Here is a 16,506-nt window from a genome sequence, read left to right on the forward strand (position 1 = left end):
CACCAGGAGGCCCTCATGGCTCTCAAGAACGTCACCGACGACTCCTTCGAGCAGGACGTCCTCAAGAGCGACAAGCCCGTGCTCGTCGACTTCTGGGCGGCCTGGTGCGGCCCGTGCCGCCAGATCGCCCCGTCCCTGGAAGCGATCGCCGCCGAGCACGGCGAGCAGATCGAGATCGTCAAGCTCAACATCGACGAGAACCCTGACACAGCCGCGAAGTACGGCGTCATGTCCATCCCGACGATGAACGTCTACGTCGGCGGCGAGGTCGCCAAGACCATCGTGGGCGCCAAGCCGAAGGCCGCGCTGGAACGCGACCTGGAGAACTTCCTCGGCTGAGCCCGGAAGTCGTGGAACTGCCCGGTACGGCTCGCCTCTGCGGCGGCGTGCCGGACTGTTCCACGTCTGCGACTGCGACACTTACACACAAGCTTGTGCAATAGTGAATTTCGTGGCTCGGAAGTCCGTGGACTGGGGTGATGGCGGCCAGTCGCCGTCGCTAGACCGCACCCTCCTCGCGTCCACGGACGCAGGCGAAGGAGACCGCGCCCATGGCCGCTTCCGGTGATCAGGAACTGCGCGAACAGGTTCGCGAGAGGTACGCCACGGCCGCCCGCGTCGTAGCAACAGGATCAACCGACGCCTGTTGTTCCGGCGAGAGCTGCCGCCCGGCTGCCGCTGCCATCGATGAGACCTTCGGCGCGGAGCTCTATACCGCCGACGAACGCGGCGAGCTGCCCGCGGCCGCCGTCGCCGCCAGTCTCGGTTGCGGCAACCCGCTCGCTGTCGCCGAACTGCACGAGGGCCATACCGTTCTCGATCTCGGCTCCGGAGGTGGCATCGATGTACTGCTCTCCGCTCGCCGCATCGGGCCCACCGGCACCGCCTACGGGCTCGACATGACCGACGAGATGCTCGAACTCGCCCGCACCAATGCCGCCCAAGCAGGTGCCACGAACGTCGAGTTCCTCAAGGGTGAGATCGAAGCCGTCCCGCTGCCCGACGACTCGGTCGATGTGGTCATTTCCAATTGCGTCATCAACCTGTCCACCGAGAAGCCCGCCGTGTTCGCCGAGATCTACCGCGTACTGCGGCCGGGGGGTCGCATCGGCATCAGCGACGTCGTCGCCGACGACCGTCTCACGAAGGCGGACCGTGCCGCACGCGGCAGCCATGTGGGCTGCATTGCGGGCGCGTTGACCTTCGCGGAGTATCGCGAGCAGCTAGCCTCGGCGGGATTTACCGACATCAGCCTTACGCCCACTCACCAGGTCGCCGATGACATGCGTGCGGCGATCGTGCGGGCCACGAAACCCGCATCCTGATCGCGGCGGTGTGGCTACAGGCGACCGGAAGCCGTAGCCACAGGTGAGGCGAGCGACGGGCTCAGGATCTCGCGGACCCTGTTCAGGCCGTCGTAGTTCACCGAGTACCACGCCCAGGTCCCGCGGCGTTCGCGGTTCAGGAGACCCGCCTCGATCATGATCTTCAGGTGGTGGCTGACGGTCGGCTGCCGCAGCCCCAGGCAGTCGGCCAGGTCGCAGACGCAGGCTTCACCGGCCGGCGCCCGCTCGATGATCCGGAATATCTGAAGCCGTGTGGGGTCGGCGATGGCCTTGAGCATGAGGGCAAGGCGCTCGGCCTCATCGCGGTCGATGAGCAGGCACGCAAGGCTGGGCGTACAGGTTTCAGCCTTCGTCTCGTCCGCTACCTCCGCGGCGCCCAATTCAGTGATAGCCACCTATGCACCATAGGCCGAGGCCGGACACCGTTAGGTGTTCGAAGGCTCACCAGCGTCCTTGTTCGACAAGCGTTCACTTAGATTTCCGCCTATCCAAGACATAGATATATGCCTATTCTCGGTGGTGAGAGAGGTGCTGCGAGCCGCCAGCCGAGGAGCTGCCCCATGGACGAGTTACTCAGGTTGAACTCGTGGAGTCCGGCGGTCTGATCGCGTCCTCGTCCATGGTCAGACCGGTGGGTGGCAGACAGCCGTCGACCAGATGAGGCCGGTACTGGATCTTCTTCAGTTTCCGCTTGATCACGCGGGTGAGGTGCGTGAGGTCGGCGGCGGCGAAGTCGGCCAGGTGCCGCTTGAGGAGCGACCAGATCCCCTCGGCCGGGTTCAGCTCCGGTGCGTAAGAGGGCATCTGGAAGATCTGTAACCAGTCCTGGTGCTCCTCGGCGAAGTCCGCCAGCTCCTTCACCAGGTGCACGTTCAGGTTGTCCCAGCGCCACACCACCGGGGTGTCGAGCTGGATGTGGGTCATGACGATCAGATCGCGGTACTGGCGCCAGGAGAACGCCTTCGGCTCTCCCCGGCGCCCGTGCCAGATGTGCAGCTTGAAGAAGAACCGGGAGCGGTGTCCGGCGCGGTAGCAGACCACGCCGGCGATGTTGACCCGTCCTCGGTTGCGTCCGCGCACCCGCACCACCGGCCGTGCTCCGCGCGGTGCCCAGGTGTGTCCCTTCGGCGGCCTCAGCCCCTGGCCTGCCTCGTCCTCGAAGCAGATGTGGGCGCCCAGGTCCGCCGCGGTCCCTTTACCTGCGGCCACACCTTAGCCTTCCACACCTCGATCGCCTCGTCGTCGCGTTCGATCGCCCGCCGCAGGGGCACCTGCGCGGACCAGCCGTGCCGCCGCAACAGCTTCCACACCCCCTGGATCGTGTACCCGATGCGGAACATCCGCCCGATCAGCAGGTTGACCCGCTTCAGTGTCCACCCCTGGAACTCGTCGTCCCAGCCGTGCACGAGCGGGCCTCGCTGCAACTCCCGCTCCAGCCGCTCCCACTGCCGGGAACTCAGCCGTTCCACCGAGGCCTGCCCCTTCGAGCGCAGGGCGTCCGCACCGCCCTCCTCCCACTCCCGCCGCCAACGTCGCACCGACCGCGACGTCACCCGAAGCTCTCTCGCGACGCCCTCGGTCTTCTCACCGCGGGCGAACCGCTCGGCCGCCTCAAGGCGCACCCGCTCCCGCTTTTCCTGCTCCTTGGGCGTCAGCCCGCCACCATGCGCGTACCGCATGACGACGTCGTACCGCAACGATCAAGAACCGTCACGGCCACCTGAGCCGAAGCCCAGTACTTGTCACCGGTGAAGCCGGATGAGCTGGCCGACAGGACGGGGCGAGGCAGCCTTGTTGGCACCAACGAGGCATTCGGCTTGTCACAGATGCTCATTCGGCAGACTTTCTGTCACCAGTACCGAAGATCGAGAGTCCGTCCAGCTTCCCGACCTGGTCGCCGCCGTCCGCCACGCCGTCGCCCTGCCCGTCATCGCCGCGGGCGGAATCGCCACCGCCGCCGACGTGACGGCCGTGCTGCGCGCTGGCGCGGTGGCCGCCATGGTCGGCACCGTTCTGTTGCGCACCAGGAGAGCGGACCCGACCGGGGCTCAGGCCGCTGCTGCGGCCTTGGCTGCCTCCGACGGACGCAGCCGTCGAGGCACCCAGCGGGCGCGCCAGGTGCGCGTGCAGGACCAGCGCCAGTTCCCGCGGCAGTTCACGAGCGGCGTCCGCACCGGGATGTGAGCAGGGCTTCGATGGCTTCCTCCGCCAGGACCTCGACGCTGTCACCGCCGGCCTCATCCTCACGTGGAGTTCCGGCGTCGTCGAAGGGCACGTGAACCGGGTGATTCTGTGGAATCAGAATTGTCAAGGTTGCTGTGCTTTGCCCTGGCGGACGTCGAGGATCGGCAGGAGTGTGGCGTTCGTTGGGACATCGAGCTGTCGCGGGGTTGGCCCGGCTGGGGTGGGGGTGTCGGCGAGTCTGTCGAGGAGGCGGTCGAGCGCGCTCTGGCCGTCGGTGACGGCTGCTTGCTCGTCCTCGGTGAGTGGGATCGAGACGGCCATCTTCTGCAAGTTGCCCTTGGCTTCCAGGAGTTGGGCTCTGGTTGAGTTCTTGGGGGTGTAGAAGTCGCAGCGTGCGCAGGCCATGCGGTGCTGGCACTGCTGGAAGAAGGTGTAGGTGCAGTAGCCGAGCAACTGATCGCGGCGCGCGAGGAGTTCGCCACGCACGTGTGCGAACAGGCGGTACGGTCCTCGGCGGTGAGGAGCATGTGCCACGCCTTCTTCTGCCAGTCTTCGTCTTCGATCCAGGAGGCATCTGGGACGGAGACGGCCAGCTTCATCATGCGAGAGATTGCATATGGGCGGCCCAGGCCGGCCAGTCCCCGAAGGCGGCCGCGTAGACGATGCAGGCCTGGCAACTCGCGGTGTCGGTCGGCGCCGGCGCGCTCGCCGCCCTGTCCGGGGTGCTCATCCCCTCCCTGGCCGGCGGGGGCCTCGCCAAAGCCAGCGAGGCGGCCGGGAGTGTCCAGCGGGGTCTGCGCCAGTCATTCGAAGCGATCGGGCACGTGTCGTACGAGGGCGACGCTGCACCTCAGCCCTGACGGCTCACTGCGGCGGAGCGTCTTCGCGATCCAGCGTGACCGTGCCCGTGGCGCCGTCGACGGTGATCAGCTGCCCGTTGCGGATGCGTGTGGTGGCGGCCGGAACGCAGATGACGGCCGGGATGCCGTACTCGCGGGCGACCGTCGGTCCGTGGGCCATCACGGCGCCGGTCTCCGTGACGAGGCCGCCGGCTGTGAGGAACAGCGGGGTCCAGCCCGGGTCGGTCGTCGGGGCGACGAGGATCTCCCCGGGTTCGATGAACGCATCGGAGGGGTCTCGGACCACGCGGGCTCGGCCGGTGACGCGACCGGCTGCCGCACCCATGCCGGTGAGCGACCGGCCGTCGGACGGTGGGGCCGGCAGGAGCGTCTCCGCATCCGTACCGTCCGAGAGCAGGGCGACCGGAACGGTGCGGCGGCGCCGTTCGCGCTCGTACTCCGCGCGCCGGGCGGCGATGGTGTCGCGTAGGTCGGCACCGATCTCCACTGCCGTGCGCAGCTCGGGGAGGTCGAGGAACATGACGTCGTCAGGGCCTGCAAGCAACCCCTTCGCGTGGAGTTCGGCACCGATCAGGAGCAGGCGGCGGCGACGGTCGCGCAAGGCGTAGAGCCCGGCGAACTTGCCCGCTTCGCGCAGCCCGGACAACTCTCTTGACCTGTGCAGGAAGAAGCCAGCGAGGCGACCGCGCAGCGCCTGCTTGCGACGGGCCCGCCGGGCGAGCTCGGTGAGCATCGACTCGGCCCTCGCCGCGGCGCGCTCGAAGCGGCGGTCCGGGGCTTGCTCGGGGTCGGTGACTCGCAGGTAGTTGGCGAGCATCGTGAACACCGGTGTCGGGTTTTCGGCCCAGCGGGGTACGCCGACGTCGACCTCGGCGGCCGCCCGGGTGCCGTACCTCTCGAGGAACGCGTCGAGGCCGAAGTCCGGGAGCTTGCCCGCCAGTTGGGTCGCGGCGAGTTTCGATGACGGGGTGCTGAGCAGCATCTCGCGGTGCGGCTCTGCCCGCCGGGCCACCTCCCACAGCGCTAGGTCCATCTCGATCGTGACGTTGTACGGCATGCCGCCGAGCACCGTGCGGATCTCGTCCTCGCTCGCGATGCCCTTGAGCAGCGGCGGCAGTGCGGCGGATACGGCGAGTGCGCTGACGACGGGCCAGATGATCGCGTCGGCGAGCGTGCTCGACTCCGCGTCCCGCTCGACCAGGTCCAACAGCTCCGCAGCCGTGGCCGGATCGGTGACCGGCTGCCGGCGGAGGCGTTCGATCTCGCCGAAGACACGGGCCCGCGCCCGCGCCGGACGAGCCAGCGCGCCGAGGATCCCGGCTGCCGCCTTCGGTCCGGTCTTCATGGCGGCAGCATTACGCTTACGGGGAGTCTTCCGCGGCGCGAACCGCGGGTCGTCCAGGAGGTGTTCGACCACCTTCTGTGCACGCGGCCCGAAGTCGACCGCCATCAGCTTGACGAGCCGCTGACGCATCGAGGGGTCGCGCAGCGGGTCGGTCAGGTCGCCGTACAGCCGCCCGCCGATGTCGACGATCTCGACCGTGAGGCCGAACGCCGCGAGCATGCCGGCCAGCATCGACTTCAGCGTCGACATGCCCATCGGTGTGGCGGGCTGCAGCATCCCCTGCACGTGGCCGAACTCGACGTACAGCCGCGGGCCCGGCTTGTCGCTCGGCGGGGGTGCGGGAAAGAGTGTGGTGATCGGGCGCGCTTGTAGCAGCCACAGCTTCCCGTCGTGGTCGTAGGCCCACTCGATGTCCTGCTCCGCGCCGAGCAGGTCCTTGATCCGCTCACCGGCCGCGCGCAGTTCCTTCCGGCGGGCCGGTGTGAGGCAGCCGCGCTCCCCCTCCTCGGTGCCGTCCAGCACGTAGTGGTCTGCTACCGCCGCTCCGTCGACGACCGCCGTCCCCAGCCCCGGCGCGGCGTCGACCACGCTCGCGCTGCGCGAGCCGGTCAGCGGGTCGGCGGTGAACAGCACGCCCGCGACTTCGGCGTCGACCATGCGCTGCACGACGACGGCCATCCGTACACAGTCCTGCGGGATGCCGTTGGCCTCGCGGTAGGCGGTCGCACGCTCGGTGTGCAGCGAGGCCCAGCATGCCTCGATCGCCTCGATCAGTGCCTCGCCGCCCGTAACGCCGAGGTACGTGTCCTGCTGGCCGGCGAAGCTCGCGTGCGGCAGGTCTTCGGCAGTGGCGCTGGAGCGGACCGCGACCGGTCCGCCGCCGAGGCGTTCGTACGCCGCGAGCACCTCGGCGCGCGGCACCTCCCCGGTTCCGTACGCCTCGGTCGTCACGCAGAAGCCGTCCGGCACCCGCTCGCCGAGCCGGATCAGCCCGGCGAGACCGACGGCCTTGCCGCCCACCACGTCCCGCTGGCCGCTCCCGATCGCCATCAGCTCGAGCACGTCCATCCGGGCACCTCCTTCGTGCCGACCACGTCCTCCATGACCGACCACACCAGTTTCCAATACGACTGCAATATATAGCCATGACAATACAGGTGCAATGTAAAGTGGACCTATGCCGCGCAAGGTCGACCACCGTGAACGCCGAGAACTGCTCGCCGACGCGCTGATGCGGCTTGCCGCCACACAAGGGCTGGAGGGCGTGAGCCTGCGCCAGGTGGCGGCCGAAGCGGGCGTCTCGACCGGGATGGTGCAGCACTACTTCCGCACCAAGGACGAGATGATGACGTTCGCGCTCGGCATGGTCGCGGACCGGATCCGCGCCCGCTCCGAAGCGGCGACCGCGCCCGCGACACCGCGCGAACTCGTGCGCGGCGTCCTGCTCCAGATCCTTCCGCTCGACGACACCCGACGGCTCGAGGGCCACGTCGGGCTCGCGTTCCTCGCGTACGCCGCGGTGAAGCCGGCGATCCGGGAAGGGCTGCGCGAAGACGCGGCGGGGATGCGCGGGTTCATCGCGCGGCAGCTGCGGGCGGCAGGAGCTGACGGCATCGATCCCGAACTTGCGGCGATCGGCCTGATGGCGCTCGTCGACGGCCTCGGCATGCAACTGCTGTCACGGCAGTACGCAGAGAAGGATGCAGTCGCCGCGCTGGACGCCCAACTCGCCCTAATCTTCAGCGAGCCCGGGGGGCGCTGATCGAGGCTGCCTCCGGCAGGGCAGTACCGGAGGCCGCCCGACTGGCTTCGCCCCTGAGAGCCGCTACCGTCGCTCTGCGCGTGACTCCCAGGGGGGAGCCCCCACCACCCGCGCGGTTGGCGGGGGCTTCGGCGCTCGCCTGAACTCGCTCCGTTCCGAGATCCCGGACACGCTGAACCCGCACCTGCGCGCTGGTTTACGTCGTCTGTGCACGTCCTCACGCCCGCCGACCGGTGGCCTGACCCCGCTGTTCTGGTCCCACGTCCGGCCATACGGGGAGGTCAACCTCGGCATGGGCGCCCTCCTCAACCTCGCCCCGGTCACCGTGCCCGGCCCCCGCACCCCGGCGGACACCGCCGCCCGCACGACCACGGAGACACGATGAAGTACTTTCAGGACCTCACCGACCCGCGCATGAACGAAGCGGGACTGGCGGGCGCCGGATCTAATGCGCGCCTACGCCGCCCGGGCCGGCCGCCGCTGACCGTTCACATGGTTCAGGCCCACAACGCCAATGGGAGGGGCGCTGCGAGCCTGTCCACTGACTGTGCCACCGCGCTCAAAGTGCGTCAGCCGAATGGGCTACTCGGCGGTCTGGGTTGATTCCGTGACCGAAGTCCGTCACGCCGGTTCGACAGGTAGCCACAGTTCGCAGGTCGCGGTGCTGAAGTCGTCCGCGCGCTCGAGTACCGCGACGATCGAGGGACCTGGCCGGAGACGCCAGGGGTTGGAGGGGAACCACTCGGTCGCGGTCGCGGCCCAGGTCGTCTGCAGGGCCTGCGGATGCGGTCCGGCGGTGCGGAAGACCGCCCACCTGCCGGCCGGTACCTCGATGGCGTCGAGGTCGTCGGGGGCCGGCGTGTCCCGGGAGACGGCGACTCCGTGTAGGTAGGTCAGTTCGCTACCCTCTGTTCCGTCGGGGTCAAGGTCGTCGCTGACCTGCAGCAGGCCCCCCGGTTCGGTGTCGCCGAGGGCTTTCAGCCGGAGATGTTCCTCCTGCGGCAGTGCGGTGATGTGCTGCTGGATGTGTGGGTTGATGCCCTGGTGGATGAGCGGAACCCGGGTTGCGTGTCCGACCAGCCGGAATGCAGGGCGGTCGACGAGGCGGGGTCCATGGGGATGCTCCCTTCGACGGCCCCGGTGTCCTAGCTCAGACACCAGCCGCAAAGTAGGTCGCGGGTAGGTCCGGACGCGCCCCGTTTCCCGGTCCTGGGTGCCGTCGTTGGTCTGATCGAGTGATTGAGGCCAAAGGGGCGGGTGTGCGGCAAGAGTGGTCGCCAGAGGAGCTGTTGGCGAACTGGACGCTGGTAGACGGCGACTGGGACCTGGTGGCGAACAAGAGCGGGGCGACCCGGCTCGGCTTCAGCCTGTTGCTGAAGTTCTTCGAGCTGGAAGGCCGGTTCCCCGATGTGCTGGAAGAGGTCCCGCCGGCCGCGGTGGAGTACGTCGCCGACCTGGTGAAAGTCCCGTCCACCGACTTCGCGAAGTACACCCTGGTCGGCCGGACTGCCGAGTACCACCGCAAGCAGATCCGCGAGGCCCTGGGGTTCCGGCCGTCGACGGTCGCGGACGAGAAGGCGCTGGCCGAGTGGCTGGCCGTGGAGGTCTGTCCGGTCGAGCTGGTGGAAGACCGGCAGCGCGAGGCTCTGCTCGTGGAATGCAGGGCCCGGAAGATTGAGCCGCCGGGCCGGACCCGGATCGAGAAGGTGCTCGTCGCGGCGCGCGGCCGGTGGGAGAAGACGTTCTGCGGCCGGACCATCGACCGCCTGGGCGAAGCGGGCACGGCCCGGCTCCTCGGTCTGGTGGCCGAGGACAGCGAGGAGGGCACCGCCCTGCTGGCCGCGCTCAAGCGCGACCCGGGCGCGGTGGGCCTGGACGCGCTCCTGACGGAGATCACAAAACTGAACGACGTGCGCAAGCTAGGGCTGCCCGACGGGTTGTTCGCGGATTGCTCGGAGAAGCTGGTGGCCGCGTGGCGGGCGCGGGCGATCAAGATGTACCCCTCGGATTTCCGCGACACGAGCGAGGACGTACGGATCGCGCTTCTGGCGACGCTGTGCTCGTCGCGGCAGGCGGAGATCACTGACGCCTTGGTCGACCTGCTGGTCGCCCTGGTCCACAAGATCAACGCTCGTGCCGAGCGGCGGGTGGAGAAGCAGCTCACCGCCGAGCTGAAGAAGGTCCGCGGCAAGGAGAGCATCCTCTTCAAGCTGGCGACCGCCGCCGTCGACAAGCCCGACGAGGTCGTACGCCGGGCACTGTTCCCCGTGGTCGGGGAGAAGACGCTCCGTGAGCTGGTCGCCGAGGCGAAGGCGAACGAGAAGGTCTTCAAGGCCAAGGTCCGCACCACCCTGCGCTCCTCCTACAGCTCGTACTACCGGCAGATGCTGCCGCCGCTGCTGAACACCCTGGGCTTCAGGTGCAACAACACCGCCTACCGGCCGGTGATGGACGCGATGAAGCTGCTGAAGAGGTACGCCGACGTCGACGGCAAGACCCGCTTCTACGACGCTGGCGACGAGGCGCCCATGGACGGCGTGGTGCGCAAGGACTGGCGCGAGGCGGTCGTCGACGACAAAGGCAAGGTCGAGCGCATCCCCTACGAGCTGTGCGTCCTGGTCGCGCTGCGGGACGCGGTCCGCCGCCGCGAGATTTACGTTGAGGGTGCCGCCCGCTGGCGAAACCCGGAGGACGACCTGCCCGGCGACTTCGAGGCCACCCGAGCCGTGCACTACGCCGCGATCCGCCAGCCGCTGAACCCGAGGGCGTTCATCGCGGACCTGAAGAAGCGCATGACCGCGGGCCTGGACCGGTTCTCCGCCTCGCTCGCGGACGGCTCGGCGGGCGGGGTGAACGTCACCACCCGCAAGGGCGAGCCTTGGATCACCGTGCCGAAGCTGGAGCCGCTGGCCGAGGCCACCGGCCTGGCGGCTCTCAAGGACGAGGTCGCACGCCGCTGGGTCGTCCTGGACCTCCTGGACGTACTGAAGAACGCCGACTTCCTGACCGGCTTCACCGAGGAGTTCTCCTCGGTGGCCGCGTACGAGCGCATCGAGCGTGACGTCCTCCAACGCCGCCTGCTGCCGGCCCTCCTCGCGCTGGGCGCGAACATGGGCATCCGCGCGATCGTGGCCACCGGCGAGCATGGTGAGAGCGAGGCCGCGCTACGGCACGTGCGCCGGCGCCTCATCACCGTCGACAACCTGCGGGCCGCCGTCACCAGGCTGGTGAACGCCACCTTCGCCGCCCGCGACACCGCATGGTGGGGTCGCGGCACCGCGTGCGCGTCGGACTCGAAGAAGTTCGGGTCCTGGTCTTCGAACTTCATGACCGGATACCACGCCCGCTATGGCGGCAACGGCGTGATGATCTACTGGCACGTCGAGCGGAAGAACGTCTGCATCTACTCCCAGCTCAAGAGCTGTTCGTCGTCCGAGGTTGCGGCGATGATCGAGGGCCTGCTGCGGCACTGCACGGACGCCGAGATCGAGTCGAACTACGTCGACACCCACGGTGCGAGCGTCGTCGGGTTCGCCTTCACCGAGCTGCTCAACTTCCGCCTGCTGCCGCGGCTGAAGAACATCGGCAGCATCCACCTGTACCGCCCGGACGACACCCCACCCGGCTGGCCCGCCCTCGGCGCCTCGCTGACGCGGCCGATCCGCTGGGAGCTGATCGAGCAGCAGTACGACCAGATGGTGAAGTACGCGACCGCACTCCGGCTCGGGACAGCTGAAGCCGAGCAGGTCCTGCGGCGCTTCACCCGCGGCGGCCCCAAGCACCCCACCTACGCCGCATTTGAAGAACTCGGCCGCGCGGTCCGCACCATCTTCGCCTGCGACTATCTCGCCAGCCCCGAGCTGCGCCGGGAAATCCACGGCGGCCTGCAGGTCGTGGAGAACTGGAACAGCGCGAACACCGTGCTGCACTACGGCAAGGACGGTGCCCTGACCGGCCCGGACAAGGAGCACGCCGAGACCTCCATGCTCGCCCTGCACCTGCTGCAGAGCAGTCTCGTGCACGTCAACGCGCTGTTGCTGCAGCAGATCCTCGCCGAAACGGCCTGGGCGAGGAAGCTCACCGATGAGGACCGGCGCGGCCTGACCGCCCTGTTCTGGTCCAACGTCAACCCGTACGGCACCTTCCGCCTGGACATGGACGCCCGGCTCGACCTGGGACCGGTTGCCGCCGTGCCTCGCCCCCGCACATCTGCTCGCGCCGCCGACCGAGGAACGAAGACACGATGAGGGAGTTCCGGGCTTCATCGACTGGGTGTCCGACACCCGAGCCGGCCTGGCAAGGGTCAGATGCAAATGCGGAGAAGCGGGTCGCCGCGTCGCAGGTTCGGTGGCCCTTGGCCATCACGCGCCCGCGGAGTCCCATCCGCGCCGCCTCGACGTTGCGAGCATCGGTGGGCGGCACTCCTGCCCCTCTGTGATCCATGTCACATGTAGTTCCTGTCAGGAATCGGGGCGCTGTCCCGCTCAAGTCACCGACAGGGAGCTAGCGAACCGACAGGAGCATCACATGAAGCACCGCATCGTCGTTCTCGGCGCCGGCTATGCCGGGGCCTACGTGGCGGGGACCCTGGCCCGTCGGCTGTCCCCGGCGGGCACCGAGATCACCGTGGTCAACGCTGAGCCGGACTTCGTCCAGCGGCTGCGGCTGCATCAGCTCGCGGCCGGCCAGGAGATCGAGGCTCCGCGGCTCGCCGACGTCTTTGCGGGCACGGGAATACGGCTGCGCCTGGCCCGTGTCACCGCCGTCGACCCCGAGCGGCAGGTCGTCGCCGTGGCTGACGCCGACGGCGGCGGCGAGCTCGGCTACGACACCCTCCTCTACGCGCTCGGCAGCCGCGTCGCCGACCACGGCGTCCCCGGCGTGGCCGAGCACGCCTTCCACGTCACCAGTCGTCCGGCGGCGCTGCGCCTGCGCGAGCGCCTGGACAGCCTGGGCAAGCGGGGCGAAGGCGAGAGTGTGCTGGTCGTCGGCGACGGGCTGACCGGCATCGAGACCGCCACCGAGATCGCCGAATCCCGGCCCAGTCTGTCGGTGGCGCTGGTTGCTCGCGGCGAACTGGGCGCCCCGCTCTCCGCCGGAGCCCGCAGCCATCTGCGCCAGGCCTGTGACCGGCTGGGCATCACCGTCCTGGAGCACACCAGCGTCGAAGCCGTCGAAGCGGCGCGGGTGCTGTGCGCCGACGGCACCGTCCTGGCGTCCGACGCGACCGTGTGGACGGCCGGGTTCGCGGTCGACCCGATCGCCGCCGCCGGCGGGCTGGAGGTCACCGATAACGGTCGGATCGTCGTCGATCGCACCATGCGATCGGTCTCGCACCCGAACGTCTACGCCGTGGGCGACAGCGCCTACGCCATCGGCGACAACGGCCGGCCGCTGCCGATGTCCTGCGCTTCGGCCGGCTACACCGGCATGCAGGCCACGGCCGCGATCGTGGGACGCCTGACCGGGCGCAAGATCCCGAACGCCAAGCTGGACTACCACGGCAACCACATCAGCCTCGGGCGGCGGGACGGGATCCTGCAGATGGTCGACGGCGAAGCGCAGGCGAAGCCGAAGTACGTGGGCGGCAGGAAGGCCGCGCGGATCAAGGCGGGCATCCTGAAGATGTCGCTGTGGACCACCTCGCACCCGACTTTCGGCCTGCCCAAGCGCAAGCGCCACCTGGTCGCCGTACCGGATGTGTCCGCCGAGAAGGCGGCCGCGTAGCCGCCGTGGGCAGCACTGCCACTGCGCTTCGACACCAGTCGGTTCGAGGCCAGGGGCGGGATCACCCCCGCCCCATCCTGTGCGCGCCTGAGCACCCCGGCACTGGGCCAGATACCGGCCGCCCACCTGCGAGGCCGGACCAAATCCGGGCGTAGCCGCTGCTGACCCGGGGTGTGCAACCGGCCCGTCCCCGTCACCAGGCATGAAATCTCTCTGTCCGAGGAGGACGCATGGATACTCCGGCCCCACGCGCAGCCGACACACTGCCATCGTCCTGGCCGACGGTGGCCAGGACAGTCGTCCTGCTCACAGCACTCATCAGTGTGCTGCTCACCGCCTTCTCCTGGCCGTCGGTGCGGTCGCATGTGCACGACGTGCCGATCGCCGTCGCCGGACCGCCCGCCGCGGTCAAGCAGGTCAGCGCCGCGCTCGACCAACGTCTGCCGGGCGGCTTCGCGATCACCGAGGTCGCCGACACCTCAGCCGCCGAACGGTTGATCCGCGACCGGGAGGTGTACGGGGCGATAGACGTCAGCTCCGGTGCTCCGCAGGTCATCACAGCCTCGGCCGCCGGCGCAGCGGTCGCCCAGACCCTGCAGGGCGTCGCGGCGGGGCTCGGTCAGGCGCAGGGTGCCGGCAAGACGTCCCCCGTCCGCGACATCGTCGCCCTGCCGGCCGACGACCCCCGCGGCGCTGGCCTGGCCGCCGGAGCCCTGCCACTGGTCATGGGCGGCCTGCTCGCCGCGCTGCTACTGACCAGGCTCGTCCGCGGCATCGCCCGCCAGGTCGCCGGGGCACTCACCTTCGCGATCACCGGAGGCCTGGCTGTGGCAGCGATCCTGCAGTTTTGGCTCGGCTCGCTGGACGGTTCCTACCTGGCCAACACCGGCGCGATCGCCCTGGCCATCGCCGCCACATCCCTGACCATCATCGGGCTGGAGTCACTGCTCGGGTACGCCGGCTTCGGCCTCGGCGCCGTCACCATGATGCTCATCGGCAACCCCCTGTCAGGCGCCTCGACCGCACCCGAGATGCTGCCCGGCTGGTCCGGCACGCTTGGCCAGCTGCTGCCGCCCGGGGCGGGCGGCCAGTTGCTGCGCTCCACAGCCTTCTTCGACGGCCACGGCTCCGCCCACTCCGTCCTCGTGCTCACGACCTGGCTCGGATTCAGTGTCGCGCTGTGTCTGGCCAGCGGTCTGCCCAGGCGCAAGCGCCGCCTGGCCGCCGAGTCCGCCGCGTCCGCCGCGTCCGCCGAGAACGTGGTAGCGCAGCCGTCTAGTTAGGGTGTTCCGCGTGGACAGCACCGCCATTGATCGCTTCGACACCAGCCGGTTCGAGGCCAGCCGGAACCTGCTGGCCTCGCTGGCGTACCGACTGCTTGGCTCCGCCGCCGACGCGGAAGACGCCGTGCAGGATGCGTTCTTGCACTGGCAGGCTGCCGATCGGCAGCGGATCAAGGTGCCGGAAGCATGGCTGACCAAGGTCGTCACCAACCTGTGCCTCGACCGGCTCCGCTCGGCGCAGGCCCGCCGCGAACGCACCGTCGGTGCCTGGCTGCCCGAACCGCTCTTCGACGGCGACCCGATGCTCGGCCCGGCCGACACGTTCGAGCAGCGCGAATCGGTCTCCCTGGCCGTGCTGACTCTTATGGAGCGTCTGTCACCGCTGGAGCGGGCCGTCTACGTCCTGCGCGAAGCGTTCTCCCACAACCACGCCGAGATCGCCGAGATCCTCGATATCACCGATTCCGCAAGCCAGCAGCACCTCCACCGGGCCCGGCGCCGCATCACCGCCGCGCGCCGCGGCGGCGGCGAAGTCGACCCGGCATCCGCCCGCAGGATCGTCGAGGAATTCCTCGCCGCTGCCACCTCGGGCCGCACCGAACGCCTGGTGGCGCTGCTCACCGACGACGCGACCGCGATCTCCGACGGTGCCGGCCTGACCGAGAAGCTGCTGCGGTACGACACTCCGCAGCGCATCGCCGCCATCGCACGGGCCGGCTTCAAATCCACACCCGCAAAACAGCGACTTGCCGGCGGAATCTCTGCTGTCCACTACGCGCTCGTCAACGGCGCCCCCGCCATCCTTTTCGTGCCCGACGGCAAGGTCGTCGGCGCCGTGACGTTCGACATCACAGGCGGCAAGATCTCAACCGTGCGCGGCATCGCCGCCCCCGCCCGCCTCGTCCGCCTCACCGAAGCCTGGCGGCAGCACGGACCGGACACACCGGTCATCACCCAGTGGTGAGCCGGCGCCGACCGCGGCCAGGCGCAGCGCCCGCGTTTCATAGGTGGTCGCTCGTGAAACACCCGCCCGCCCGGCGGTCCACCTGTAGCGATCACGTTTCATGGGTTGTTGCAAACGACTGGACGTCTGAAACACCCTCATGAAACAGTCCGGGGTTGTGAGCGACGACTTCAAGCGCGTGGAATCGCACGACTGCCCGATGTCTACCTGCGCCTCCCCCGCGGGCTCCCCGTGCCGGACCGGCAAGGGCAAGGTGGCCATCCAATACCACACCGCCCGCTTCCGCCTCGCGCCCCAACTCGCCAAGGCCCTCAGCGTGCCGACCCCGCCGTACGCAAGCCGGGGTCGGTGTGGACCGAGTTGCCCCGGCCGGTGAGCGCCGGCGCCGAACCGGTCGGGCACGTCCGCCTCGGCTACGCCCGCGCCTCCACCGCCCGCCAATCTCTCGACGCACAGCTCGACTCCCTCGCCGAAGCCGGGGTGACCCGGGTCTTTTCGGAGAAGATCTCCACCCGCGCCACCCGGCGCCCCGAGTTGGAGGCCGCCGTGAAGCTCGCCGGGGAGATCCGCTCCTCCGGCGTCGCCGTGACCCTCGTCGTCCACGAGCACAAGCGGCTCGGCCGCGGCATCGAACTCGCCATGCTCGCCGAGGAACTGAAGGCGAGCGACGTCGGCCTGGAGTTCCTCACTGGGGAGCTGAAGGGCTCGCACGACCCGTCCGGCATCGTGTTCACCGTGCTCGCGGCCATGTCCGGCATGGAGCGCGAGTACATCCGCGACCGCACCCTCGAAGGCCAGGAGTCCGCCCGCAAGCGCGGCAAGACCATCGGCGGCGCGGGCGTCACCGACGAAGACATGCTGTCCATGGCCCTTCACCTGCGCGACCAGGAGATGAGCCTGCGCGACATCGCCAAGCGGCTCGTCATCACTACGGGCGCGAAGAAGGGCCAGCACCCCTCACCTGCCACCGTCATGCGGATGCTGCGTGAACACGACGAGCGGGCCGCCACGGCGGCGAGCGCATGATCACTCCGC

Annotated in this window: 16 protein-coding genes; 11 read left to right on the forward strand and 5 right to left on the reverse strand. The window is 69.2% G+C overall.

Annotated elements, in window-relative coordinates:
- Positions 1 to 15: 15 nt before the first annotated feature.
- Both trxA and arsM read left to right on the forward strand, forming a co-directional pair.
- Positions 16 to 339: a thioredoxin gene (gene trxA / locus ABT009_RS30380; protein WP_351301937.1), complete on the forward strand. Its 324-nt coding sequence runs from the start codon at positions 16 to 18 to the stop codon at positions 337 to 339.
- Positions 340 to 551: 212 nt separating this feature from the next.
- Positions 552 to 1,325, forward strand: a complete 774-nt coding sequence (arsM, locus tag ABT009_RS30385; RefSeq protein WP_351301940.1) for an arsenite methyltransferase — start codon at positions 552 to 554, stop codon at positions 1,323 to 1,325.
- Positions 1,326 to 1,339: 14 nt separating this feature from the next.
- Here arsM and ABT009_RS30390 read toward each other — a convergent pair whose 3' ends face one another.
- Entirely contained in the window at positions 1,340 to 1,735 is a 396-nt protein-coding gene (locus tag ABT009_RS30390) for an ArsR/SmtB family transcription factor (protein ID WP_351302115.1), read from the reverse strand.
- A gap of 184 nt (positions 1,736 to 1,919) precedes the next feature.
- Positions 1,920 to 3,025 (reverse strand): IS630 family transposase gene (locus tag ABT009_RS47500; RefSeq protein ID WP_502989988.1). Its coding sequence is split into 2 segments (ribosomal slippage): positions 1,920 to 2,560 and positions 2,560 to 3,025, totalling 1,107 coding nucleotides; the frame shifts between segments, so codons are not numbered across the junction.
- A 79-nt stretch (positions 3,026 to 3,104) separates the two neighbouring features.
- On the opposite strand from ABT009_RS47500, the gene ABT009_RS30405 reads away from it, so the two are divergent.
- Positions 3,105 to 3,530, forward strand: coding sequence for a nitronate monooxygenase (locus ABT009_RS30405; protein WP_351301949.1), 426 nt, complete (start codon positions 3,105 to 3,107; stop codon positions 3,528 to 3,530).
- Positions 3,531 to 3,653: 123 nt separating this feature from the next.
- On the opposite strand, the gene ABT009_RS30410 is transcribed toward ABT009_RS30405, so the two are convergent.
- Positions 3,654 to 4,016 carry a hypothetical protein gene (locus ABT009_RS30410; protein WP_351301952.1) on the reverse strand — a complete coding sequence of 121 codons (363 nt, stop codon included), beginning with the start codon at positions 4,014 to 4,016 and terminating at the stop codon, positions 3,654 to 3,656.
- A gap of 176 nt (positions 4,017 to 4,192) precedes the next feature.
- On the opposite strand from ABT009_RS30410, the gene ABT009_RS30415 reads away from it, so the two are divergent.
- The gene (locus tag ABT009_RS30415; protein WP_351301955.1) at positions 4,193 to 4,390 is read left to right on the forward strand and encodes a hypothetical protein; all 198 of its coding nucleotides are present in this window, start codon (positions 4,193 to 4,195) and stop codon (positions 4,388 to 4,390) included.
- A 4-nt stretch (positions 4,391 to 4,394) separates the two neighbouring features.
- Here the strand turns inward: ABT009_RS30415 and ABT009_RS30420 are convergent, their stop codons facing one another.
- On the reverse strand, positions 4,395 to 6,803 hold the full coding sequence (locus ABT009_RS30420; RefSeq protein WP_351301958.1) for a PEP/pyruvate-binding domain-containing protein: 2,409 nt from the start codon (positions 6,801 to 6,803) through the stop codon (positions 4,395 to 4,397).
- 109 nt (positions 6,804 to 6,912) lie between these two features.
- Here ABT009_RS30420 and ABT009_RS30425 point away from each other — a divergent pair, with 109 nt between their 5' ends.
- Positions 6,913 to 7,497, forward strand: a complete 585-nt coding sequence (locus tag ABT009_RS30425) for a TetR/AcrR family transcriptional regulator (protein WP_351301961.1) — start codon at positions 6,913 to 6,915, stop codon at positions 7,495 to 7,497.
- A 621-nt stretch (positions 7,498 to 8,118) separates the two neighbouring features.
- Here the strand turns inward: ABT009_RS30425 and ABT009_RS30430 are convergent.
- A complete protein-coding gene (locus tag ABT009_RS30430) occupies positions 8,119 to 8,655 on the reverse strand; it encodes a GyrI-like domain-containing protein (protein WP_351301964.1) in 537 nt (178 codons plus the stop codon).
- Positions 8,656 to 8,756: 101 nt separating this feature from the next.
- Here ABT009_RS30430 and ABT009_RS30435 point away from each other — a divergent pair, with 101 nt between their 5' ends.
- The 6 genes from ABT009_RS30435 to ABT009_RS30455 all read left to right on the forward strand — a co-directional run bounded on the left by ABT009_RS30435 (position 8,757) and on the right by ABT009_RS30455 (position 16,497).
- Positions 8,757 to 11,744: a Tn3 family transposase gene (locus tag ABT009_RS30435; RefSeq protein ID WP_351301967.1), complete on the forward strand. Its 2,988-nt coding sequence runs from the start codon at positions 8,757 to 8,759 to the stop codon at positions 11,742 to 11,744.
- Positions 11,745 to 12,024: 280 nt separating this feature from the next.
- A complete protein-coding gene (locus ABT009_RS30440) occupies positions 12,025 to 13,224 on the forward strand; it encodes an NAD(P)/FAD-dependent oxidoreductase (RefSeq protein ID WP_351301969.1) in 1,200 nt (399 codons plus the stop codon).
- A gap of 230 nt (positions 13,225 to 13,454) precedes the next feature.
- Positions 13,455 to 14,507, forward strand: coding sequence for an ABC transporter permease (locus ABT009_RS30445; RefSeq protein WP_351301972.1), 1,053 nt, complete (start codon positions 13,455 to 13,457; stop codon positions 14,505 to 14,507).
- A gap of 10 nt (positions 14,508 to 14,517) precedes the next feature.
- Positions 14,518 to 15,471, forward strand: a complete 954-nt coding sequence (locus ABT009_RS30450; RefSeq protein ID WP_351301975.1) for a sigma-70 family RNA polymerase sigma factor — start codon at positions 14,518 to 14,520, stop codon at positions 15,469 to 15,471.
- A gap of 199 nt (positions 15,472 to 15,670) precedes the next feature.
- Positions 15,671 to 15,847, forward strand: coding sequence for a zinc finger domain-containing protein (locus ABT009_RS47505; RefSeq protein ID WP_502989989.1), 177 nt, complete (start codon positions 15,671 to 15,673; stop codon positions 15,845 to 15,847).
- A complete protein-coding gene (locus tag ABT009_RS30455; protein ID WP_351301978.1) occupies positions 15,820 to 16,497 on the forward strand; it encodes a recombinase family protein in 678 nt (225 codons plus the stop codon). The genes ABT009_RS47505 and ABT009_RS30455 overlap by 28 nt, the downstream gene beginning before the upstream one ends.
- Positions 16,498 to 16,506 lie beyond the last annotated feature (9 nt).

Origin of the sequence: Streptomyces sp. NPDC002896 (assembly GCF_040295225.1) — a bacterium.
Classification (GTDB): Bacteria; Actinomycetota; Actinomycetes; order Streptomycetales; family Streptomycetaceae; genus Streptomyces.

Excerpts from the sequence above, each read along its gene's own strand:
- ABT009_RS30420 (WP_351301958.1), bottom strand. The coding sequence starts at position 6,803 with ATGGACGTGCTCGAGCTGATGGCGATCGGGAGCGGCCAGCGGGACGTG.
- ABT009_RS30415 (WP_351301955.1), top strand. The coding sequence starts at position 4,193 with ATGCAGGCCTGGCAACTCGCGGTGTCGGTCGGCGCCGGCGCGCTCGCC.
- ABT009_RS30440 (WP_351301969.1), top strand. The coding sequence starts at position 12,025 with ATGAAGCACCGCATCGTCGTTCTCGGCGCCGGCTATGCCGGGGCCTAC.
- trxA (WP_351301937.1), top strand. The coding sequence starts at position 16 with ATGGCTCTCAAGAACGTCACCGACGACTCCTTCGAGCAGGACGTCCTC.
- ABT009_RS30425 (WP_351301961.1), top strand. The coding sequence starts at position 6,913 with ATGCCGCGCAAGGTCGACCACCGTGAACGCCGAGAACTGCTCGCCGAC.
- ABT009_RS30445 (WP_351301972.1), top strand. The coding sequence starts at position 13,455 with ATGGATACTCCGGCCCCACGCGCAGCCGACACACTGCCATCGTCCTGG.
- arsM (WP_351301940.1), top strand. The coding sequence starts at position 552 with ATGGCCGCTTCCGGTGATCAGGAACTGCGCGAACAGGTTCGCGAGAGG.
- ABT009_RS47505 (WP_502989989.1), top strand. The coding sequence starts at position 15,671 with ATGTCTACCTGCGCCTCCCCCGCGGGCTCCCCGTGCCGGACCGGCAAG.
- ABT009_RS30405 (WP_351301949.1), top strand. The coding sequence starts at position 3,105 with ATGAGCTGGCCGACAGGACGGGGCGAGGCAGCCTTGTTGGCACCAACG.